Here is a 17145-nt window from a genome sequence, read left to right as displayed (position 1 = left end):
AAATAGGTTTTCAAAAATAAGGAGTGATTGAATATGGCGATTCGTAAAATTGTACAATATCCTGATCCAATTTTAAAAGAAAAAGCAAAACCGGTGACAAAATTTCATGCTCGCCTGCACAAATTGCTCGATGATATGGCAGAAACGATGTACGATGCGCAAGGAGTGGGATTGGCAGCACCACAGGTAGGTATTTTAAAAAGAGTGATTGTTGTCGATATTGGGGATGGTTTGATTGAGATGGTAAACCCGGAAATTGTGGAAAAATCAGGAGAACAGATTTCACCACCAGAAGGATGCTTGAGTATTCCGGGACTTGTTGGTGAAGTTCGCCGAGCGAACAAGATTAAAGTGGTTGGACAGGATCGCTACGGCAACCCGATGGAGGTAGAAGCAGAAGGATATTTGGCTCGGGCATTTCAACATGAAGTGGACCATCTGAATGGCATTTTATTTATTGACATCGCAGAACGGGTATACCGTAGAGAGGAAGAGGAGGAAGAGGCGTGATTCGAATTGTGTTTATGGGCACCCCAGATTTTGCGGTGCCTTCTTTAGAGATGTTAATGGCTGAACAATATGATGTGATCGCTGTAGTCACCCAGCCGGATCGCCCGAAAGGACGAAAAAAAGAACTGGCCCCTCCACCTGTCAAGGTAGTAGCGGAAAAGTATCAGATTCCTGTCTATCAGCCGGAACGTCTTCGGAACCCAGACGAAATGCAAAAAATCATCGATTTGAAACCGGATCTGATCGTGACAGCGGCATTTGGACAAATCTTGCCAAAAGAGATTTTGGATGCACCACGCTTGGGTTGTATTAACGTGCATGCCTCGCTGTTGCCGAAATATCGTGGTGGAGCCCCCATACATAAAGCGATTATGGATGGAGAAAAGGTAACAGGCGTGACGATTATGTATATGGTCGAGAAGCTGGATGCCGGAGATATCATTGCACAGCGAGAAGTGCCCATTACACCCGAAGATCATGTGGGAACAATGCATGATAAATTGAGTCGGGTTGGTGCAGAATTGTTAAAGGAAGTGTTGCCCAAATTGATTCGTGGTGAGATCCAGCCGATTCCACAGGATGAAAGTCAGGCTACCTTTGCCCCAAATATTCGGCGGGAAGATGAAAAGTTGGATTGGACACGGACAGCAGAGCAGCTCGCCAACCAAGTACGTGGCTTGCATCCATGGCCAGTGGCTTTTACGTTATGGAAAGAAAAACCGATGAAAATCTGGTGGGCTGAAGCTTCTGATCAAGAAGCCAATGCTTTGCCAGGAACAGTCATTCGGGTCGAAGAGACAGGGATCTACGTGGCGGCTGGAAAAGGAACACTGATTCTAAAGGAAGTGCAACCAGCAGGAAAACGTCGGATGAAAGTAGAGGAGTTTGTCCGTGGACGTCAGATGCAGGTGGGAGAACGGTTGGGTGATGATTGATGAGACGAAAGCCAGCCCGGGAATGGGCACTGGATATCCTATTACAATATGAACAGAATCAATCTTACAGTAACTTGTTATTGAACCAGGCATTGCAAAAAAGCGGATTGGATGCACGAGATAAACGATTGGTAACGGAATTGGTATATGGTTGTATCCAACGGTTAAATACACTGGACTGGATTTTGAATCAATTGGTGAAAAAGGGACTGTCTGCATTAAAGCCATGGGTTAGACAGGCATTACGGCTGGGACTGTATCAGCTCATGTATTTGGATCGGATTCCTGAACGGGCTGCCGTGAATGAAACCGTTCACCTGGCAAAAAAGCGCGGACATCAAGGAATCGCTAATCTGGTCAATGGTGTTTTGCGTCGTTACCTGAGAGAAAAAGAAAAATGGACGTTTCCGGCGTCAACTGATTCCACGAAAGAACTTGCACTGGCTTATTCCCATCCCGAATGGCTGGTGAAGCGTTGGGTACAGGTATACGGATTGGAAACGGCAATAGCGATGATGCAAGCCAATCTTCGACCCGCCAGGGTTTCGGTGCGGGTCAACCGCTTGAAAATCGATCGGGATCGTTTCATGGCCTTATGGAGGGAAAAAGAAGCGGGAGAAGTTGTCCCTTCTGATCTTTCACCAGATGGAGTCATTATCGAACGAGGTGGAAATCCTGCTCACAGCTCCCTATTTGCTCAAGGTTTGTGTACCATCCAGGACGAAAGTTCAATGTTGGTTGCACGGGCTTTGGCTCCCAAACCGGGTATGCGCATTTTGGATGCATGTGCGGCCCCTGGTGGGAAATCGACACATTTGGCTGAGTTAATGGATAATGATGGCTCGGTATTGGCTTGTGATATTCACCCGCATAAAATGGAATTAATTCGTTCGAATGTAAACCGGTTAGGCATTCAAATGATTGAGACCAGACAAATTGATGTGAGAAAATTAGCGGAGGAACCAGACAAGCAAGGATACTTTGATGCGATTTTGCTAGATGCACCGTGTTCGGGGTTAGGGGTTATACGGCGAAAGCCTGATATTAAATGGAGTAAAGAAGCCGAAGAGATCGATTCGCTTGTCCAATTGCAAAAAGAGCTACTGGAATCGGTAGCAAAACTTCTCCGCACAGGCGGTGTGCTGCTGTATAGTACCTGTACCATTGAACCTCGAGAAAATCAAGAGCAAGTCGAGCAATTTTTACAAGCGCATCCTGATTTTATTCCGGATCGTCATTTGCCTGATTACTTACCTCCTGTCGTTCAACAAAAATCAATGACAGGCGAAGGTTGGGTGCAGATTTTTCCTCATCATTTTGAAAGTGACGGTTTTTTCATTGCGAGATTGATCAAGCAAGCTTAGGATCAGAGGATGTTGACATAACGGAAACATTATCAACAAGCTGAGCATTTGCCATATTCGGCAAATGCTTTTTTTATGTGCATGATTGCAGTTGGAATTCCTTTGTATTTTTTTCTTATTTTGGGGAGAAATTAAGCCTGTGGTGATGTCAATGAAAAATCGATCTATTCGTTTTAATCGGTCCAAACAGAAACAGAACAAACGGTTAGAAGAACAATATGAACAAAAACTGGAAGAAAAAGTAGGTAAACAAGAAATTTATCCTGACCTGGAAGAGAATATAAACTTCATTCAAACTTTATTAGGAAATTCGGGAGATTTGGTCACACGTCAGTTTATGATTCAATATGATCCGGATGTCCAGGCAGCCATCATTTACCTGGATGAACTGGTTGCCAAAGAAATTAATCATAATTATGTGTTGCGCCCTTTGATGAAGTTTAGTGAAATCCCTCATAAAAAAGGGCGGGATATCTGGGACATGGCTTATCAAAGCTTGGTTCAGGCTGGAGAAACCAAAGTAGAAGAAGAGATGAAAAAAGCAATAGACGCCATTCTTTGTGGTGATACCGTACTGTTTATCGATGGGTATGCCAAAACCATGATTATTGGTACCAGAGGATGGCAAACACGTGGAATTAGTGAACCGAGAGCGGAGTCGGTTGTACGTGGCCCACGTGAAGGAATGAGCGAAACTTTATTATTCAGTTTGGGTATGATTCGGCGTCGTTTAAAAGATCCGGATCTGCGTGTAAAGATGCATACAATTGGAAAACGAACCAAGACCATCGTTTCTCTTTTATATGTAGATGGGATTGTTGAACCCAAAATTGTAGAAGAAGTGGAAAATCGCCTGAAACGTATTCAGATTGATGGCATCTTGGAAACAGGATATATTGAAGAATTTATTCAGGATCAGACATGGTCTCCCTTTCCCCAGTTACAAAATACGGAAAGGCCTGATGCGGTTGTTGCGCATTTGCTGGAAGGAAAAGTTGCCATTTTAGTGGATGGCACGCCGCATGCGCTGATTGCCCCCGCTGTTTTTACCCAGTTTTACTATAGCCCGGAAGATTACTATGAGCGTTTTCATATTGCCACTTTTTTACGGTTTGTTCGGATTATCAGTTTTTTTGTGGCACTTGCTTTGCCTGCTCTGTATATCGCATTCGTCTCTTTTCATCCAGAGATGATTCCATCCAAACTGCAATTGGCGATGGCAGCCGGAAGAGCGACGGTTCCTTTTCCTTCGATTATCGAAGCCTTGATGATGGAGATGAGTGTAGAGGTGTTGCGTGAAGCGAGCATTCGTCTACCTGGACCCGTTGGACCTACGATTGGAATTGTCGGAGCACTGGTCATCGGAGATGCGGCAGTAAGAGCGGGGCTTGTATCGCCGGCCATGGTCATTGTCGTTGGATTGACAACGATCAGCTCTTATGCCAATCCCAATTATAATGCAGCGATTTCTGTCAGGCTGATCCGTTTCCCGCTCATGATTTTGGCTGCGATTTTTGGATTGTATGGAATCATGCTGGGGCTGATGCTTTTATTGATTCATTTGGTTCAATTGCGTTCATTTGGTGTTCCCTATATGGCACCGTATGCTCCGCTTAATCGTTCTGATTTCAAGGATACATTGATCCGGGTTCCCTGGAAGTGGATGAATAAAAGACCATCCTTCTTCCATCCCGAAGATGAACGAAGACAGGCGAAAAAAGATGGAGAGTCAGAATCCAAACCAAATGAAGAAGGTCAATCCTCTTCATAAAACATTTTGGAGTGTGAATTTAGTTTTCTATAAAGCGGAGGGAGGGATGGGCTCCTTACGGAGTGACGACTTCTGTCCCATCACAGTCATAAAGGAACCCATCCCGAAGTGCGGGAGAAATGTATCCATATTTTCAGGATAGTCTCATGGAATCGATCAAGAATTATTGGATAAAGGAACGAAAAAAAATGGAGAAGAAACCAGCGACTAATCAATCAAACACGCTAACACCCTACCAGATTCTGTGTACTTTATATCTGACGATCGTGGGGATCGGCCTGTTTTCTTTGCCTCGAACTCTTTCCAAAGAAGTAGGATCAGATGGAATATGGGTCATTATGTTTTCAGGCCTGATCGTTTGGATTTTGCTGTTCTTCATTACCCGGCTTTTGCAACTTTTTCCAGGTCAAACATTTGTTCGGTTTGTCCCGGAAATTTTAGGCAGTTCCCGGGATAAAAAGATGGGAAAAATCATGAGTATCCCTTTTTTTCTGCTCTTTGGCATCTATTACCTGTTTACGATGGCAAGTGTGATCCGTTTGTTCGGGGAGACATTGGCAGGCGCTGTCTTTCTACATACACCGGTTGAAGCGATAGTGATTGTTCTCATTCTTGCTACGCTCGTGGCTGCCACGATGAAACCTTATCTGTTGGCCAAAGTGAATGAATTTGTTTTTCCCATTACTTTTATCACTTTCATTTTGATTATCCTGGTGGCAATCAAATATGGAGAAGTGACTAACTTGCTACCCCTTTTCCAATCGAATCCAGAGCAGATTTGGAAAGGAATGTTAACGACAGGCTTTTCATTCACTGGATATGAAATTTGTATCCTTTTTGCAGGTTATTACCAAAATACTAAAAAAGCGATGCGTGTTCATACCCTATTGATTTTACTTGTTACCATTGTTTATGTCGTGGCCTTTGTCGCTTCACTCAGTTTATTTGGACAATATGAGATCACGAAACTTCAGTGGCCTTTGTTGGAGATGGTTAAGGAATACAAGTCGCCTCTTTTCGTCTTGGAACGGTTTGAATCAGGGGTTATTGCCATTTGGGTTACAAATGTGTTCGTCAATGTAGCCAACATGTATTTATTTCTGGTACAGATGATCAGCCAGCTTTATCATTCGGAGTCACACCCGGGGAGAAAATGGATTGCATGGTTGTTTGTTCCGATTGTCTATGCGCTGGTGATGTTACCAAAACATGTTCAGGAGCTGAATGATTGGATGTATTATGTAGGAATCATGAATTTGGTGGTTGTGGGGGCCATTCTTTTCCTGTATGTCGTTGCTCTATTTCGCAGAAGAAAGGGAGATTCTCGCCATGCGTCATCTTTATCTTCTCCGTAGTCTGGTTTGGATTCTGATGTTCAGCTTGCTGATAACAGGATGCTGGGATCGAAGAGAAATAGAAGAAAGGATGTCGGTGACATCACTGGCTATTGATCCGGATAAAAAAGGATATGAAGTAACCGCCATCGTTCCCATTCCTACCAAAATTATTGGAGGTGGCGGAGGAGGGGGAGGAGGAGGAGAAGGAAGTGCAGTCGAAGTTTTTTCCTCAAGCGGAGGAAATTTGGGATACGTTATCAACATGTTGAATGAGAAGACAACCGAATCGATTTATTTGGGAAATACGCAGATTGTTCTTATTGGTGAAGGCCAGGCGAAAAGGGGAATTGGTCCGTTTATCGATTTTTTGCGAAGAAATCCAGAAGTGCGCCGTCAACTCTGGCCGGTCGTCATCAAAGGAAAAGCGAAAGATGCGGTAAAAGTACAAACCAATCTCGAACAAGTACCGACAAACTATATTAAGGATCTGCTGGAAACAGGAGTCGAAGGGGAAGAGATCCCCAATTTCTATCTGGGCAAGTTATTCGTTGAACTTTCCAGTCCTGCCCGGCAAGCACCCATCGTTAATTATATTCGTGCCGAAAAAGACAAGTACGAGTGGCTTGGAGTAGCGATATTCAAGAAAGACAAGATGGTGGGAACTCTGGAAGATAAGGCGGAGCTAAGTGTATTGCTTCATCTTCGTGAGCAGAAAAAGGGACGGATTATTACAACGACTTGCCCGGATCGGAAAGAGGAAATTGTTTTTATGCCCCATGATGTAAAAAGAACGATAACAGTTACAGATCAACCACAGGTCAGGGCAAACATAGAGATTCGAGGAGAGATTATTGAAAAAGGATGCGCTCTTGGCTTTGACCAAAAGAAAGCCTTTAACGCAATCGAAAAACAGCTGGAAGCGGCTTATGAAAAGAAAGCCAAACATTTAATGGATCGTGCACAAAAGGAGTGGAAACTGGACATTTTTCATTTTGGTGATTGGGTACGAGCTTTCAGGCCAGAGTTATGGAAACGTATAGACTGGCATCATACTTTTCCCAGCATACCGATTCAAGTCAATTACAAGGTAATGGTCAAACAGATTGGAATTGAATCCCAATAAAAAAGTACGAAACGTAGCTTTCCACTTTCTAATATTTAAAAAATTATTCATAAATTACTATGAACTTTAGTTCGATTCTCTTTTCTTTCATTACCAGGCTTGATATAATAAGAAAAGTTTTTCAAGAACAAATCTCTATTATTTGTTGGTGTGAAAATGATGAAAACATTTGCCTATGACTACAATCATGATCAATGGAAAAATTGGATGACAGACCAGGGTCAGCCTGCATGGAGAGCGAAGCAAGTGATGGATTGGCTTTATCTCAAGCGGGTTGATTCGTTTGAAGAAATGAGTAATTTGCCGAAAACATTACGTAATCAGCTGGCTGACTCATTTGAGCTACATCCACTCAAAGTGATTACAATACAAAAATCACAAGATGGAACCGTAAAATTTTTGTTCGGACTGACTGATGGCCATGCCATTGAAACGGTGATCATGCGGCATCAATATGGGATTAGTGTTTGTGTGACGACACAAGTGGGATGCCGGATCGGTTGCACTTTTTGTGCCTCAACGTTAGGAGGGCTAAAGCGTAACCTCACGGCTGGAGAAATTGTTGCCCAGGTGGTGATGGCTCAAAAGCATTTGGATTCCACCAATGAACGGGTTCGGTCGGTTGTTGTGATGGGATCAGGTGAGCCATTTGAAAACTACGATGCGACAATGCACTTTATTCGTATCATTAATGATTCCAGTGGATTGCATATTGGCCAGCGTCACATTACGGTATCAACAAGTGGTGTGGTGCCCAATATCTATCGGTTTGCTGATGAAAATTGGCAAGTGGGATTAGCCATTTCTTTGCATGCGCCCAATCAGGATTTGCGTTCGAGTCTTATGCCGATCAATCGCCGGTATCCTTTAGCTGAGCTTTTGGATGCTTGCTGGTACTATCTTGAAAAGACAGGACGTAGACTTACTTTTGAATACGCGCTCATCGGTGGGAAAAATGATCAGGATGAGCATGCGCATGAACTGGGTAAATTACTGCAGGGAATGAACTGTTTGGTAAATTTGATTCCTGTCAACTATGTACCAGAACGGAATTATACCCGTACACCACGCAAGCAGATTTTCAAATTCAAACGGATCCTGGAGTCCTATCAAGTCAATACAACGATTCGCAGAGAACATGGCCATGATATTGATGCAGCATGTGGACAATTACGTGCCAAACACAGTCAGTTGATCCAAACGTAAGTAAGAAACTTCGTGGAGAAAACCAAGTGGATGACAAATCCTTCTTTTACAGTGGGGTTCCTTTTTTGTTGTGCTCCTGCTCAATCAAGCCTGAGCAAAAGTCGCCCAACTGGAAAAGGAACCTCTGTGTTTGTAAATTCTCGGATTTTGTCAGTGACTTTCAGTTTTACTCTTATTTTAAGAATGTTTATCTACAATTCTTTGTTATTTTATTGCATAATTTAATTGCTATCATTCCTATTTAAAATCAGTTAGTTGGGGACCACACAGAAAGGGAAAGGGGTAGCCGGAATGGAGATAGCACGGCGTACAAATATTGGCCTAGTGCGTGATCTCAATGAAGACAGTACCGGTCTCTTACAGGCAAAATGCGGGAAAATCATAGCTGTTCTTGCAGATGGAATGGGCGGACATCAAGCCGGTGATGTTGCCAGTCAAAAAGCGGTTGAAGAGGTCTTGAATTATTTGGGGAATGTTCAATTGGATATTGGAACCGAAGAGAAAAAAGATCAATTATTGCTGGCTGTAGGAACAGCAAATGATGTAGTCTATAAATTAGCGAATCAAAATACCCAATATAAAGGAATGGGAACTACAGTCCTGGCAGCGATTTTTGATATCGATGAAGTGGTGTTTGCGCATGTCGGGGATAGCCGTGCATATATTTTGCATAAAGACAAACTGATTCAATTAACGGTGGATCATACTTATGTCAATATTTTAAAAGAACATGGACAGATTACGGAAGAAGAAGCCCGTACGCATCCCCAGCGCAATATGCTTGTAAGAGCGGTTGGGACCAATAAAGTAGTAGAAGTTGATTTAATTGATATTCCATGGTCGAAAAATGATATTATTCTTTTATGTTCAGATGGTTTGACTTCCATGGTCAGCGAACGTGATATTGGGGAAACGTTGAGCGATACGATGATGACGCTCGATGAGAAAGCAGATAAGCTGATTCAATTGGCGTTGGATGCTGGAGGAAAAGATAATATTTCCCTGTTTCTGATTCGCCATACAGGAAACGAAACAATACAGATGGCTTAACCACATCGGGGCTGAGGAGGAACGAGATTATCATGCAAATGGAAGGGAGAAAGCTAGGGGGACGCTATGAAGTAATTAGCCGCATAGGCGGTGGAGGAATGGCCATCGTCTATAAAGCGAGAGATTTAAAGCTGAATCGATATGTTGCGATCAAGATATTAAGCGAGTCCCTTAGCAATGATTCGGAATTTATTCGACGATTTAGTCGAGAGGCACAAGCAGCGGCCAGTCTATCTCATCCGAATGTTGTCAATGTATATGATGTTGGAAGAGATGGCTATATCCATTACATAGTCATGGAATTGGTAGAAGGACCGACATTAAAGCAATACATTTTGGACCAAGGACCTTTGCCGGTAGATGAAGCAGCACGGATTGCGATTCAAATTTGTGATGGACTGGCACATGCGCATGAAAACCAGATTATCCATCGAGATATCAAGCCGCATAACATTTTGCTAAACCGACATGGGCAAGCGAAAGTGACTGACTTTGGAATCGCACGTGCAGCCAGCTCATCGACAATCACCCAGCAAGGTTCTGTGATGGGATCGGTGCATTATTTCTCGCCAGAACAAGCACGTGGCGGACAAATTGGGGAAAAATCGGATATTTATTCTTTGGGAATTGTATTATATGAAATGCTGACAGGTGAGTTGCCATTTGATGGAGATTCTGCGGTTAGCATTGCGATTAAACATTTGCAGGAAGATCCTGTGGATCCTCGCAAACTGAATCCCAATATTCCCGATCATATGGCAACGATTATTTTACGGGCCATGCAAAAAGACCCAAATATGCGGTATACATCCGTACGTGCCATGAAGCAGGATCTGGAGTATGCCTTGCAGCTGGGAACCTCGCGTCCGGCTACAGGTTTTGGTCCGCGAATTGAAAATGTGTTTGAGACGATCCCGCTTACTGGTGATGATTCAACGCCTTCTTTTACCCAACGGGATGATTCACCTGTGCAACGACCGGAAATACGTACCAACAACAATGATACACGGAGAAAACACAGTCAGAATACCGTTGGCGAACATACACAAAGGAAACTGGAAAATCAGTTAAAAGGCATTTCAGCAGACCAAAACAAAACCATCTTCCAGAAAACAATGGTTTATATCCAGGAAAAATTGACCTGGTGGCAAAAACTTTTATTCGGCCTTTTTACATTTGCTGTCATCATTTTCCTGGCTTTCTATGGCTTTACCAAAATATGGGGATGGATGGGCGATAAGAATAACTCCTCATCTGATGGTTCATCCCAGAATCTGTCCGGTGATATGGTGACCATTCCGGATGTGAAAGGGATGGAAAAAGATGAAGCCAAAGCCGAATTGGAAAAGCTGGGTCTTAAAGTGAAATCCCGCATGAAAAAATCCGATGAAGTGAAGCCGGATAGCGTGTTAAAAACTGATCCGGCTATCGGGGAAAAAGTGAAAAAGGGTTCAACCGTCACCATCTTTGTCAATATTGATGGAGTCAAAGTTGGAGATTATCGTGGGCATTTTGAACAAAGTGCAACCAGACCGATCCCGAAAAAAGGAAACGGTTATGATATCAGAATTATTTATTGTGCCAGCAATGGGAAAGCAAAAACAGGGCAGGCTTATGCACAAGATCCTGCCCCTGGCGAGTATATACAAAAAGGCGGGACAGTAGAAGTCTGGGTTGAGCCTGGCAACGGAATTTGTAAAAAGAAGCCACCATCGAATTCGGCATACAATCTCAATCGCATACCGCAACTTGTTGCTTCTGCAGATCCATGGCTCCGTGGGTCTGCAGATTTTATTTCTTCATCGGTATAATACATAATGAAGAGGAGCCAAATTTGTACAAGGAGGTTGTTTGATGCCGCAAGGGCAAATTTTTAAAGCGATTAGTGGTTTTTATTATGTACGGACCAAAGAGGGGGAAGAACTTGAGTGTCGGGCCCGTGGTGTTTTTAAATTTGAAAAGAAGAAAGTGAAACCGTTGGTGGGTGATTGGGTGGAAGTGGAGAAGATCAGTGAGAGAGAAGGAGTCGTCAAAGCCGTACTTCCCAGGCAGACAGAACTGCTCCGACCTCCGATTGCCAATGTCGATCAGGCGATTGTGGTCTGCTCACTCAAAGAACCCGATTTTCAACAGATGCCATTGGATCGTTTTTTGGTGCAGGCTGAGAAAGAAGGTTTGGATATTGTCATCTGTCTGACCAAACATGACCTGGTCACGGATGAAAACGAAGTGGAAAAGATATGTACCGTCTATGAAGAGGCAGGATATCCGGTTGTGATTACGAGTGTACGCACAGGGCATGGTATTGAACTACTGCAAGCGTATTTAAAGGATAAAGTGTCGGTTTTTGCAGGACAGTCTGGTGTAGGTAAATCTTCGCTACTGAATCAGCTCCTTCCGGATCTGAAGTTGCAAACGGGGGAAGTAAGTCGTAAGATTGGACGGGGGCGCCATACCACCCGACAAGTGGAATTGTTATTATTGCCGCAAGGTGGTCAAGTAGCGGATACACCTGGCTTTAGTCAGCTTTCTTTTCAGGGAATGGAAATCGAAGAGTTGGGAGCCTGTTTTCCAGAAATTAGCAAGAAATCCATTTCATGCCGTTTTCGAGGCTGTTTGCATGTCAATGAACCCGATTGCGCTGTTCGGGAAGCGGTTGAAAGCGGAAAAATGAATGCGGAGCGTTACCAACATTATCTGCAGTTTTTACAGGAGATGAAAGAGCAGAAAAGGAGGTACTAAAAGGATGGTCAAGATTGCTCCATCGATTTTATCAGCCGATTTTGCCAGATTGAAAGATGAGATTCAAGAAGTGGAACAAGCAGGAGCCGATTGGATTCATGTGGATGTGATGGATGGACATTTTGTCCCCAACATTACATTGGGGCCACTCATTGTCGAAGCGATCCGTCCGCATACATCATTACCCCTGGATGTTCATTTGATGATTGAACAGCCGGATCGTTATATCTCTCAGTTTGCCAAAGCAGGTGCCGATTACATATCGGTTCATCAGGAAGCTTGTTCACATTTGCACAGGACGATTTATCATATTAAAGAGCAGGGAGTCAAAGCAGGTGTAGTGATTAACCCGGCGACGCCTGTTGCCATGATTGAGCCCATCCTGCCAGATGTGGATCTTGTTTTGCTTATGACTGTCAATCCAGGATTTGGGGGTCAAAAGTTTATTTCGAACGTACTTTCTAAAATCAGTCAGGTTCGTCAGATTGTAAACGAAAATGATTTGAAGGTTGATATTGAAGTGGATGGGGGAATTAATAAGGAGACAGCCAAAGATGCAGTCAAAGCAGGGGCAAATGTATTGGTAGCCGGATCCGCTATCTTTGGCGCAAGCGATCGCAGGCAAGCGTTGTCGGCCATTCGTTCATCCTGTGAATAGAAGAGTGAGAGGGGAGAGACAATGAATCAGGCATCGAAAAAGCTGGTCACTCTCATTGAAGTTGCCATTATGGCCGCGATTGCAGTCGTGTTTGACAAAATGACCATTTATCAGGCACCTTATGGCGGTTCGGTCACCTTGTCGATGGTCCCCATTGTCATGGTAGCCTTGAGAAGGGGAATGTGGCCGGGGATCGCCTGTGGGGTTATTACAGGTGTTTTACAGTTAATCACCGAAGGGTATGTGGTGCATCCGGTCCAGGCGATTTTGGATTATCCGGTTGCTTATGGGGTGTTAGGAGTCGCTGGTTGGGTGTTGCTAAAAGAAAGTCAGCCTCGTAATGCGAAAATGTTACGGAGTGGCTTTGGCATTTTGATGGCGGGATTATCACGTACATTGGCTCACTTTCTTTCAGGAATCATTTTCTTTGCGAGTATGGCCCCAAAAGGCCAAAGTCCTTATCTCTATTCTCTGATCTATAACGCCGCCTATATGATCCCAAACATGATCATTGCATTTATTATTACCCTTATCCTTATTTATACGGCTCCACAACTGGTACATCGCCAATAAGATGATGAGAGTGGCAGTGGTCGGTGGCGGCGATTTTGATTTGGATGATTTTCGGAGAGTGGACCATGAGTTTGATTGGGTGATCTCAGCAGACGCAGGAACGCTTCGTTTGTTGGAATCTGGGATTCAACCGCATTTGGCTGTTGGGGATTTTGATACAACAGGGGATGAACGTCTTAAGTGGATTCAGGAAAAGGGAATTCCCCTGATTCATCTGCCTGTAGAAAAAGCGATGACCGATCTGCATTATGCGATTCAAGAAGCAATCAAAAGAAAGCCAATGGAGATTTTCATTTTTGGCGCACTCGGTGGTGCTCGCATCGATCATGCACTGGCGAATATCGGTCTTTTGGAATGGATCGATGAACAAGGGGTAAAAGCCATCATGGTTCATCGGCACAATCGCCTTCGTTTGCTTGCGGGCCCAGCGGAAGTGAGCCTGAAAAAAGAAGGTTATACCTATGTATCGCTCATTCCGGTCAGTAAACAGGTCGAGGGGATTACGACCCACGGGATGCTGTATCCTTTACATGAAGGGGTGCTCATTAGAGGGCAAACTTTAGGGATCAGCAATGAAATAAAAGAAGATGTGGCTTGTATTCAAATTCGGCAGGGAAAATGTTTACTGGTGGAAAGCAGTGACGCATAATCTTTGGGACTGGTGAAGTGATATCTGATTTGAATGGATCGTACTTTCTCTCCGTGGATCTCCTGTTCTAGGGACATATTGAAATCTATAGAATATAAATAAATGAGATGATGTCTTGACGAGATAGGAGGGAGAGGAGTGCGTTTTTATACCATTAAACTTCCGAAATTTTTGGGTGGAGTTGTGAAGGTATTTTTAAACATGTTTTCCAAGAAGGATTAATACAGGATTGGTTCGGACAAATCGGTTTCTCGTGTCACCATAGCCGTTACGTGTATAAAGGGCTGGTCGGGAAACCGATTGTATTTATGTTGAAAAATAAAACCTAGTATCCCTGGCGGACGATACTAGGTTTGCACTCATTTATAAATGATTCCGATTATACACGGGTAACTTTACCGGATTTCAAAGCTTTGGTGCTTACATATACACGTTTTGGTTTTCCATCAACAAGGATACGTACTTTTTGTACGTTTACGCCCCATTTTCTTTTGGATTTACGGTTGGAGTGGCTCACTTTGTTTCCGGTTGAACCTTTTTTTCCAGTAATAAAGCAACGACGTGCCATTTACGTCCACCTGCTACCAGAAACACCAATCGGTTTCGTAGCAGATTTCCTCCTTTCCAATTGAAAGTATTTTTTATGAAGTTTCATCTGGGATTTTTCTGCACTCGTCTCTGTCAGACTGACTGCACTCAACGTCTATCCCCATCACGTGCCAATAACATATAACACCAAGACATTGTAGCATATCTTTTGTTTTTTTATCAAGTTGAACGGAAAAAAGCGGTGAGATTTCGGGAAAAGTATACATGAAGCGAACAAATATTGTAAGATGAAAAGAGTGGTCTCTTTCCATATTGGAAACGTTATTGTACAATTGTGCTAGTGAAAAGGCCGAACCTCATCTATGTCTAATATAGACGTTTTTTTGCGTAGTTGGTCGCGCAAGGAAAATTATCAGCAAGGGAGGAGAACGTTGCAATTGATCAAAAGGAAATATTCCCTTTTGGTCTGTACGGAGTCACACCTTAGGAGTGTCAGACCAAACGCAAGTAGCAAACCAGCAAACGCGGACACGATGAATAAGGAACATTGCAACGAGATCACTATGAGCTTAGAAGTAAATACTTCCCTGGGACCTATTGAAGTATCAGACTCTGTCATTGCTAACATTGCTGGGATTGCGGCGATCGATTGCTATGGACTCGTTGGAATGGCGTCGCGCAATCAGTTAAAAGACGGGATTACTGAGCTGCTTGGAAGAGAGAACCTGAGCAAGGGAATCGAAGTCAGACAGGTAAATGGCGAATATATGATTGATCTTTATATTATTGTTGGCTTTGGTGTGAAAATTTCTGAGGTGGCACATAATGTACAAGCAAAAATTCGTTATACACTTGAGCAAATGCTTGGACTTGAAGTGAGTCAGGTGAACATCTATGTTCAAGGTGTTCGCTTGCTGAGTGAAGAGTAAGGAGGAGCACGGTGACACAGCAACAAATCAATGCAACACTTTTTTTGCAAATGATGCAGGCAGGAGCGCAAAACTTGAATCGGCATGTAGAAAATGTGAATGCGCTCAATGTATTTCCGGTTCCAGATGGTGATACCGGAACCAATATGAATTTGACGTTATCTTCCGGTGTGCGCGAGATGGAGAAGCATGCTTCTGCAGGTACAGTGGGGAAGTTAGCGGAAGCGTTATCAAAAGGTCTTTTGATGGGAGCACGTGGAAATTCTGGTGTGATTTTATCACAATTGTTTCGCGGATTTGCCAAAGCCGTAGCCAATAAAGAATCAATTAATGCCGTTCAATTGGCCGATGCCTTCCAACGGGGCGTAGAAACGGCTTACAAAGCGGTGATCAAGCCGGTAGAAGGAACCATTTTAACAGTGGCAAGAGAAGCTGCTGAGGCAGGGATGAGACGTTCATGGTATGCGGAGAACCCAGCGGATATTTTGGATATGATCCTGACAGAAGCCCGTCAGTCCCTTGCACGGACACCTGATCTGCTTCCTGTACTCAAGCAGGCAGGAGTGGTTGATGCGGGAGGACAGGGGCTGATCTATGTGTATGAAGGGATGCTCCAGGCTTTAAGGGGAGAAATCAATGTTGAGGAATTCACCGAACTTCATCAAAATCGTGAATCGCTGGCAGAAGTTGCACATGAACATAATGCACAGTCCAAAATTGATCCTTCGCAAATTGAATATGGTTACTGTACCGAGTTTATTATCCAGCTAAAAACGGATCGCCGTAAAACCGAAGTATTTGAAGAACAGGCTTTCCGGCAAGCAATGACACAATTTGGTGATTCTCTCCTGGTTGTTGCCGATGACGAATTGGTTAAAGTACATATTCATGCAGAATATCCTGGAAATGCACTTAATTATGCGATGAAATTTGGTGACCTCACCGGCATCAAAATCGATAATATGCGTGAACAATATGCCAATGTTACAGAAGGAAAAGCCCATCATCAGCCAACATTGGTTGAGCCAACGGTTGAAGAACCGGAGGAGAAAAAGCCTTATGGCTTTGTGGCTGTAGCTGCTGGTGAGGGATTGGCAAATATTTTCCGTAGTATGGGCGTGGATGTGGTCATTGAAGGTGGCCAAACGATGAATCCAAGTACGGAAGACTTGGTAAAAGCCGTTGAACAAATTGCAGCTGAACATATTTTTATCTTGCCTAACAACAAAAATATTATTTTGACAGCAGAACAAGTGAGCAAAGTCGTTGACCAAGAGGTATCTGTGATTCCTACACGCACCATTCCCCAAGGATTGGCAGCGCTCCTGGCTTTTGACGCCTCACAAAATCCAGCAGAAAATAAGCAAAATATGATTGAACGTTATCAAGAAGTTCGTTCAGGCGAACTGACCTATGCGGTTCGTAATTCCAAAATGAATGGGATTGAGATTCAAGCTGGAGACTTTTTGGGGATTCATGAGGGGAAAATTGAAGTAGTAGGAAAAGATATGTTGGATACTGCCTGTGAACTGCTCAAAAGAATGAAAGCAGATGAAGCGGATATTGTCACAGTGATCTATGGACAAGATGTGGAGGAAGCACAATTAACCGATCTCCAAAAACGGCTGGAAAACGATTTTCCTGATGCGGAACTGGAATGGCATGATGGGGGACAACCTTTGTATTATTTCCTCTTTTCTGTAGAGTAAGACCATGATATTGATAAAAGGAGGGTTTTCTGCTGTTTTG

Annotated in this window: 18 protein-coding genes; 16 read left to right on the top strand and 2 right to left on the bottom strand. The window is 43.5% G+C overall.

Annotated features, from left to right (window positions below; genetic code table 11):
• Positions 1 to 33 precede the first annotated feature (33 nt).
• The 14 genes from def (at position 34) to spoVM (ending at position 14140) form a co-directional block, all read left to right on the top strand.
• Positions 34 to 510 (top strand): peptide deformylase, encoded by a 477-nt coding sequence (def, locus tag BMZ78_RS13230; RefSeq protein WP_093230915.1) that lies wholly within the window; start codon positions 34 to 36, stop codon positions 508 to 510.
• Complete coding sequence (gene fmt / locus BMZ78_RS13225) at positions 507 to 1445, top strand: methionyl-tRNA formyltransferase (RefSeq protein WP_175482473.1); 939 nt, start codon at positions 507 to 509, stop codon at positions 1443 to 1445. The genes def and fmt overlap by 4 nt, the downstream gene beginning before the upstream one ends.
• The gene (gene rsmB, locus BMZ78_RS13220; RefSeq protein WP_093230914.1) at positions 1445 to 2809 is read left to right on the top strand and encodes a 16S rRNA (cytosine(967)-C(5))-methyltransferase RsmB; all 1365 of its coding nucleotides are present in this window, start codon (positions 1445 to 1447) and stop codon (positions 2807 to 2809) included. Before fmt ends, rsmB begins: the two co-directional genes overlap by 1 nt.
• Positions 2810 to 2960: 151 nt before the next feature.
• Entirely contained in the window at positions 2961 to 4580 is a 1620-nt protein-coding gene (locus BMZ78_RS13215) for a spore germination protein (protein ID WP_093230913.1), read from the top strand.
• Between the two features lie 146 nt (positions 4581 to 4726).
• Positions 4727 to 5935, top strand: a complete 1209-nt coding sequence (locus tag BMZ78_RS13210; protein ID WP_175482472.1) for a GerAB/ArcD/ProY family transporter — start codon at positions 4727 to 4729, stop codon at positions 5933 to 5935.
• Complete coding sequence (locus BMZ78_RS13205; protein ID WP_175482471.1) at positions 5910 to 7040, top strand: Ger(x)C family spore germination protein; 1131 nt, start codon at positions 5910 to 5912, stop codon at positions 7038 to 7040. The genes BMZ78_RS13210 and BMZ78_RS13205 overlap by 26 nt, the downstream gene beginning before the upstream one ends.
• Before the next feature lie 159 nt (positions 7041 to 7199).
• On the top strand, positions 7200 to 8246 hold the full coding sequence (gene rlmN, locus BMZ78_RS13200) for a dual-specificity RNA methyltransferase RlmN (RefSeq protein WP_093230910.1): 1047 nt from the start codon (positions 7200 to 7202) through the stop codon (positions 8244 to 8246).
• Positions 8247 to 8537: 291 nt separating this feature from the next.
• Positions 8538 to 9296, top strand: coding sequence for a Stp1/IreP family PP2C-type Ser/Thr phosphatase (locus tag BMZ78_RS13195; protein ID WP_093230909.1), 759 nt, complete (start codon positions 8538 to 8540; stop codon positions 9294 to 9296).
• 38 nt (positions 9297 to 9334) lie between these two features.
• Positions 9335 to 11107: a Stk1 family PASTA domain-containing Ser/Thr kinase gene (pknB, locus tag BMZ78_RS13190; RefSeq protein WP_245739858.1), complete on the top strand. Its 1773-nt coding sequence runs from the start codon at positions 9335 to 9337 to the stop codon at positions 11105 to 11107.
• A gap of 43 nt (positions 11108 to 11150) precedes the next feature.
• Entirely contained in the window at positions 11151 to 12038 is an 888-nt protein-coding gene (gene rsgA, locus BMZ78_RS13185) for a ribosome small subunit-dependent GTPase A (protein ID WP_093230907.1), read from the top strand.
• 4 nt (positions 12039 to 12042) lie between these two features.
• Positions 12043 to 12696 (top strand): ribulose-phosphate 3-epimerase, encoded by a 654-nt coding sequence (gene rpe, locus BMZ78_RS13180; protein WP_093230906.1) that lies wholly within the window; start codon positions 12043 to 12045, stop codon positions 12694 to 12696.
• A gap of 21 nt (positions 12697 to 12717) precedes the next feature.
• Positions 12718 to 13269 carry an energy-coupled thiamine transporter ThiT gene (gene thiT, locus BMZ78_RS13175; RefSeq protein WP_093230905.1) on the top strand — a complete coding sequence of 184 codons (552 nt, stop codon included), beginning with the start codon at positions 12718 to 12720 and terminating at the stop codon, positions 13267 to 13269.
• Between the two features lie 10 nt (positions 13270 to 13279).
• Positions 13280 to 13918 carry a thiamine diphosphokinase gene (locus BMZ78_RS13170; protein ID WP_175482470.1) on the top strand — a complete coding sequence of 213 codons (639 nt, stop codon included), beginning with the start codon at positions 13280 to 13282 and terminating at the stop codon, positions 13916 to 13918.
• A 138-nt stretch (positions 13919 to 14056) separates the two neighbouring features.
• A complete protein-coding gene (spoVM, locus tag BMZ78_RS13165; protein ID WP_139203327.1) occupies positions 14057 to 14140 on the top strand; it encodes a stage V sporulation protein SpoVM in 84 nt (27 codons plus the stop codon).
• Between the two features lie 157 nt (positions 14141 to 14297).
• Here spoVM and rpmB read toward each other — a convergent pair whose 3' ends face one another.
• Both rpmB and BMZ78_RS19390 read right to left on the bottom strand, forming a co-directional pair.
• Positions 14298 to 14486 carry a 50S ribosomal protein L28 gene (rpmB, locus tag BMZ78_RS13160; RefSeq protein ID WP_093230902.1) on the bottom strand — a complete coding sequence of 63 codons (189 nt, stop codon included), beginning with the start codon at positions 14484 to 14486 and terminating at the stop codon, positions 14298 to 14300.
• Positions 14487 to 14618 carry a hypothetical protein gene (locus tag BMZ78_RS19390; protein WP_281244572.1) on the bottom strand — a complete coding sequence of 44 codons (132 nt, stop codon included), beginning with the start codon at positions 14616 to 14618 and terminating at the stop codon, positions 14487 to 14489. It abuts the gene before it with no gap.
• 412 nt (positions 14619 to 15030) lie between these two features.
• On the opposite strand from BMZ78_RS19390, the gene BMZ78_RS13155 reads away from it, so the two are divergent.
• Both BMZ78_RS13155 and BMZ78_RS13150 read left to right on the top strand, forming a co-directional pair.
• Complete coding sequence (locus tag BMZ78_RS13155; protein WP_093230901.1) at positions 15031 to 15396, top strand: Asp23/Gls24 family envelope stress response protein; 366 nt, start codon at positions 15031 to 15033, stop codon at positions 15394 to 15396.
• An 11-nt stretch (positions 15397 to 15407) separates the two neighbouring features.
• Positions 15408 to 17105, top strand: coding sequence for a DAK2 domain-containing protein (locus BMZ78_RS13150; protein ID WP_341849642.1), 1698 nt, complete (start codon positions 15408 to 15410; stop codon positions 17103 to 17105).
• Positions 17106 to 17145 lie beyond the last annotated feature (40 nt).

Source organism: Thermoflavimicrobium dichotomicum (assembly GCF_900114055.1).
Lineage (GTDB): Bacteria > Bacillota > Bacilli > Thermoactinomycetales > Thermoactinomycetaceae > Thermoflavimicrobium > Thermoflavimicrobium dichotomicum.
This window is presented reverse-complemented; position numbering and strand designations above follow the sequence as displayed.

Excerpts from the sequence above, each read along its gene's own strand:
- thiT (WP_093230905.1), top strand. The coding sequence starts at position 12,718 with ATGAATCAGGCATCGAAAAAGCTGGTCACTCTCATTGAAGTTGCCATT.
- BMZ78_RS13210 (WP_175482472.1), top strand. The coding sequence starts at position 4,727 with ATGGAATCGATCAAGAATTATTGGATAAAGGAACGAAAAAAAATGGAG.
- rpe (WP_093230906.1), top strand. The coding sequence starts at position 12,043 with ATGGTCAAGATTGCTCCATCGATTTTATCAGCCGATTTTGCCAGATTG.
- pknB (WP_245739858.1), top strand. The coding sequence starts at position 9,335 with ATGGAAGGGAGAAAGCTAGGGGGACGCTATGAAGTAATTAGCCGCATA.
- def (WP_093230915.1), top strand. The coding sequence starts at position 34 with ATGGCGATTCGTAAAATTGTACAATATCCTGATCCAATTTTAAAAGAA.
- rsgA (WP_093230907.1), top strand. The coding sequence starts at position 11,151 with ATGCCGCAAGGGCAAATTTTTAAAGCGATTAGTGGTTTTTATTATGTA.
- rpmB (WP_093230902.1), bottom strand. The coding sequence starts at position 14,486 with ATGGCACGTCGTTGCTTTATTACTGGAAAAAAAGGTTCAACCGGAAAC.
- rsmB (WP_093230914.1), top strand. The coding sequence starts at position 1,445 with ATGAGACGAAAGCCAGCCCGGGAATGGGCACTGGATATCCTATTACAA.
- BMZ78_RS13155 (WP_093230901.1), top strand. The coding sequence starts at position 15,031 with ATGAGCTTAGAAGTAAATACTTCCCTGGGACCTATTGAAGTATCAGAC.
- BMZ78_RS13205 (WP_175482471.1), top strand. The coding sequence starts at position 5,910 with ATGCGTCATCTTTATCTTCTCCGTAGTCTGGTTTGGATTCTGATGTTC.
- BMZ78_RS13195 (WP_093230909.1), top strand. The coding sequence starts at position 8,538 with ATGGAGATAGCACGGCGTACAAATATTGGCCTAGTGCGTGATCTCAAT.
- BMZ78_RS13215 (WP_093230913.1), top strand. The coding sequence starts at position 2,961 with ATGAAAAATCGATCTATTCGTTTTAATCGGTCCAAACAGAAACAGAAC.
- rlmN (WP_093230910.1), top strand. The coding sequence starts at position 7,200 with ATGAAAACATTTGCCTATGACTACAATCATGATCAATGGAAAAATTGG.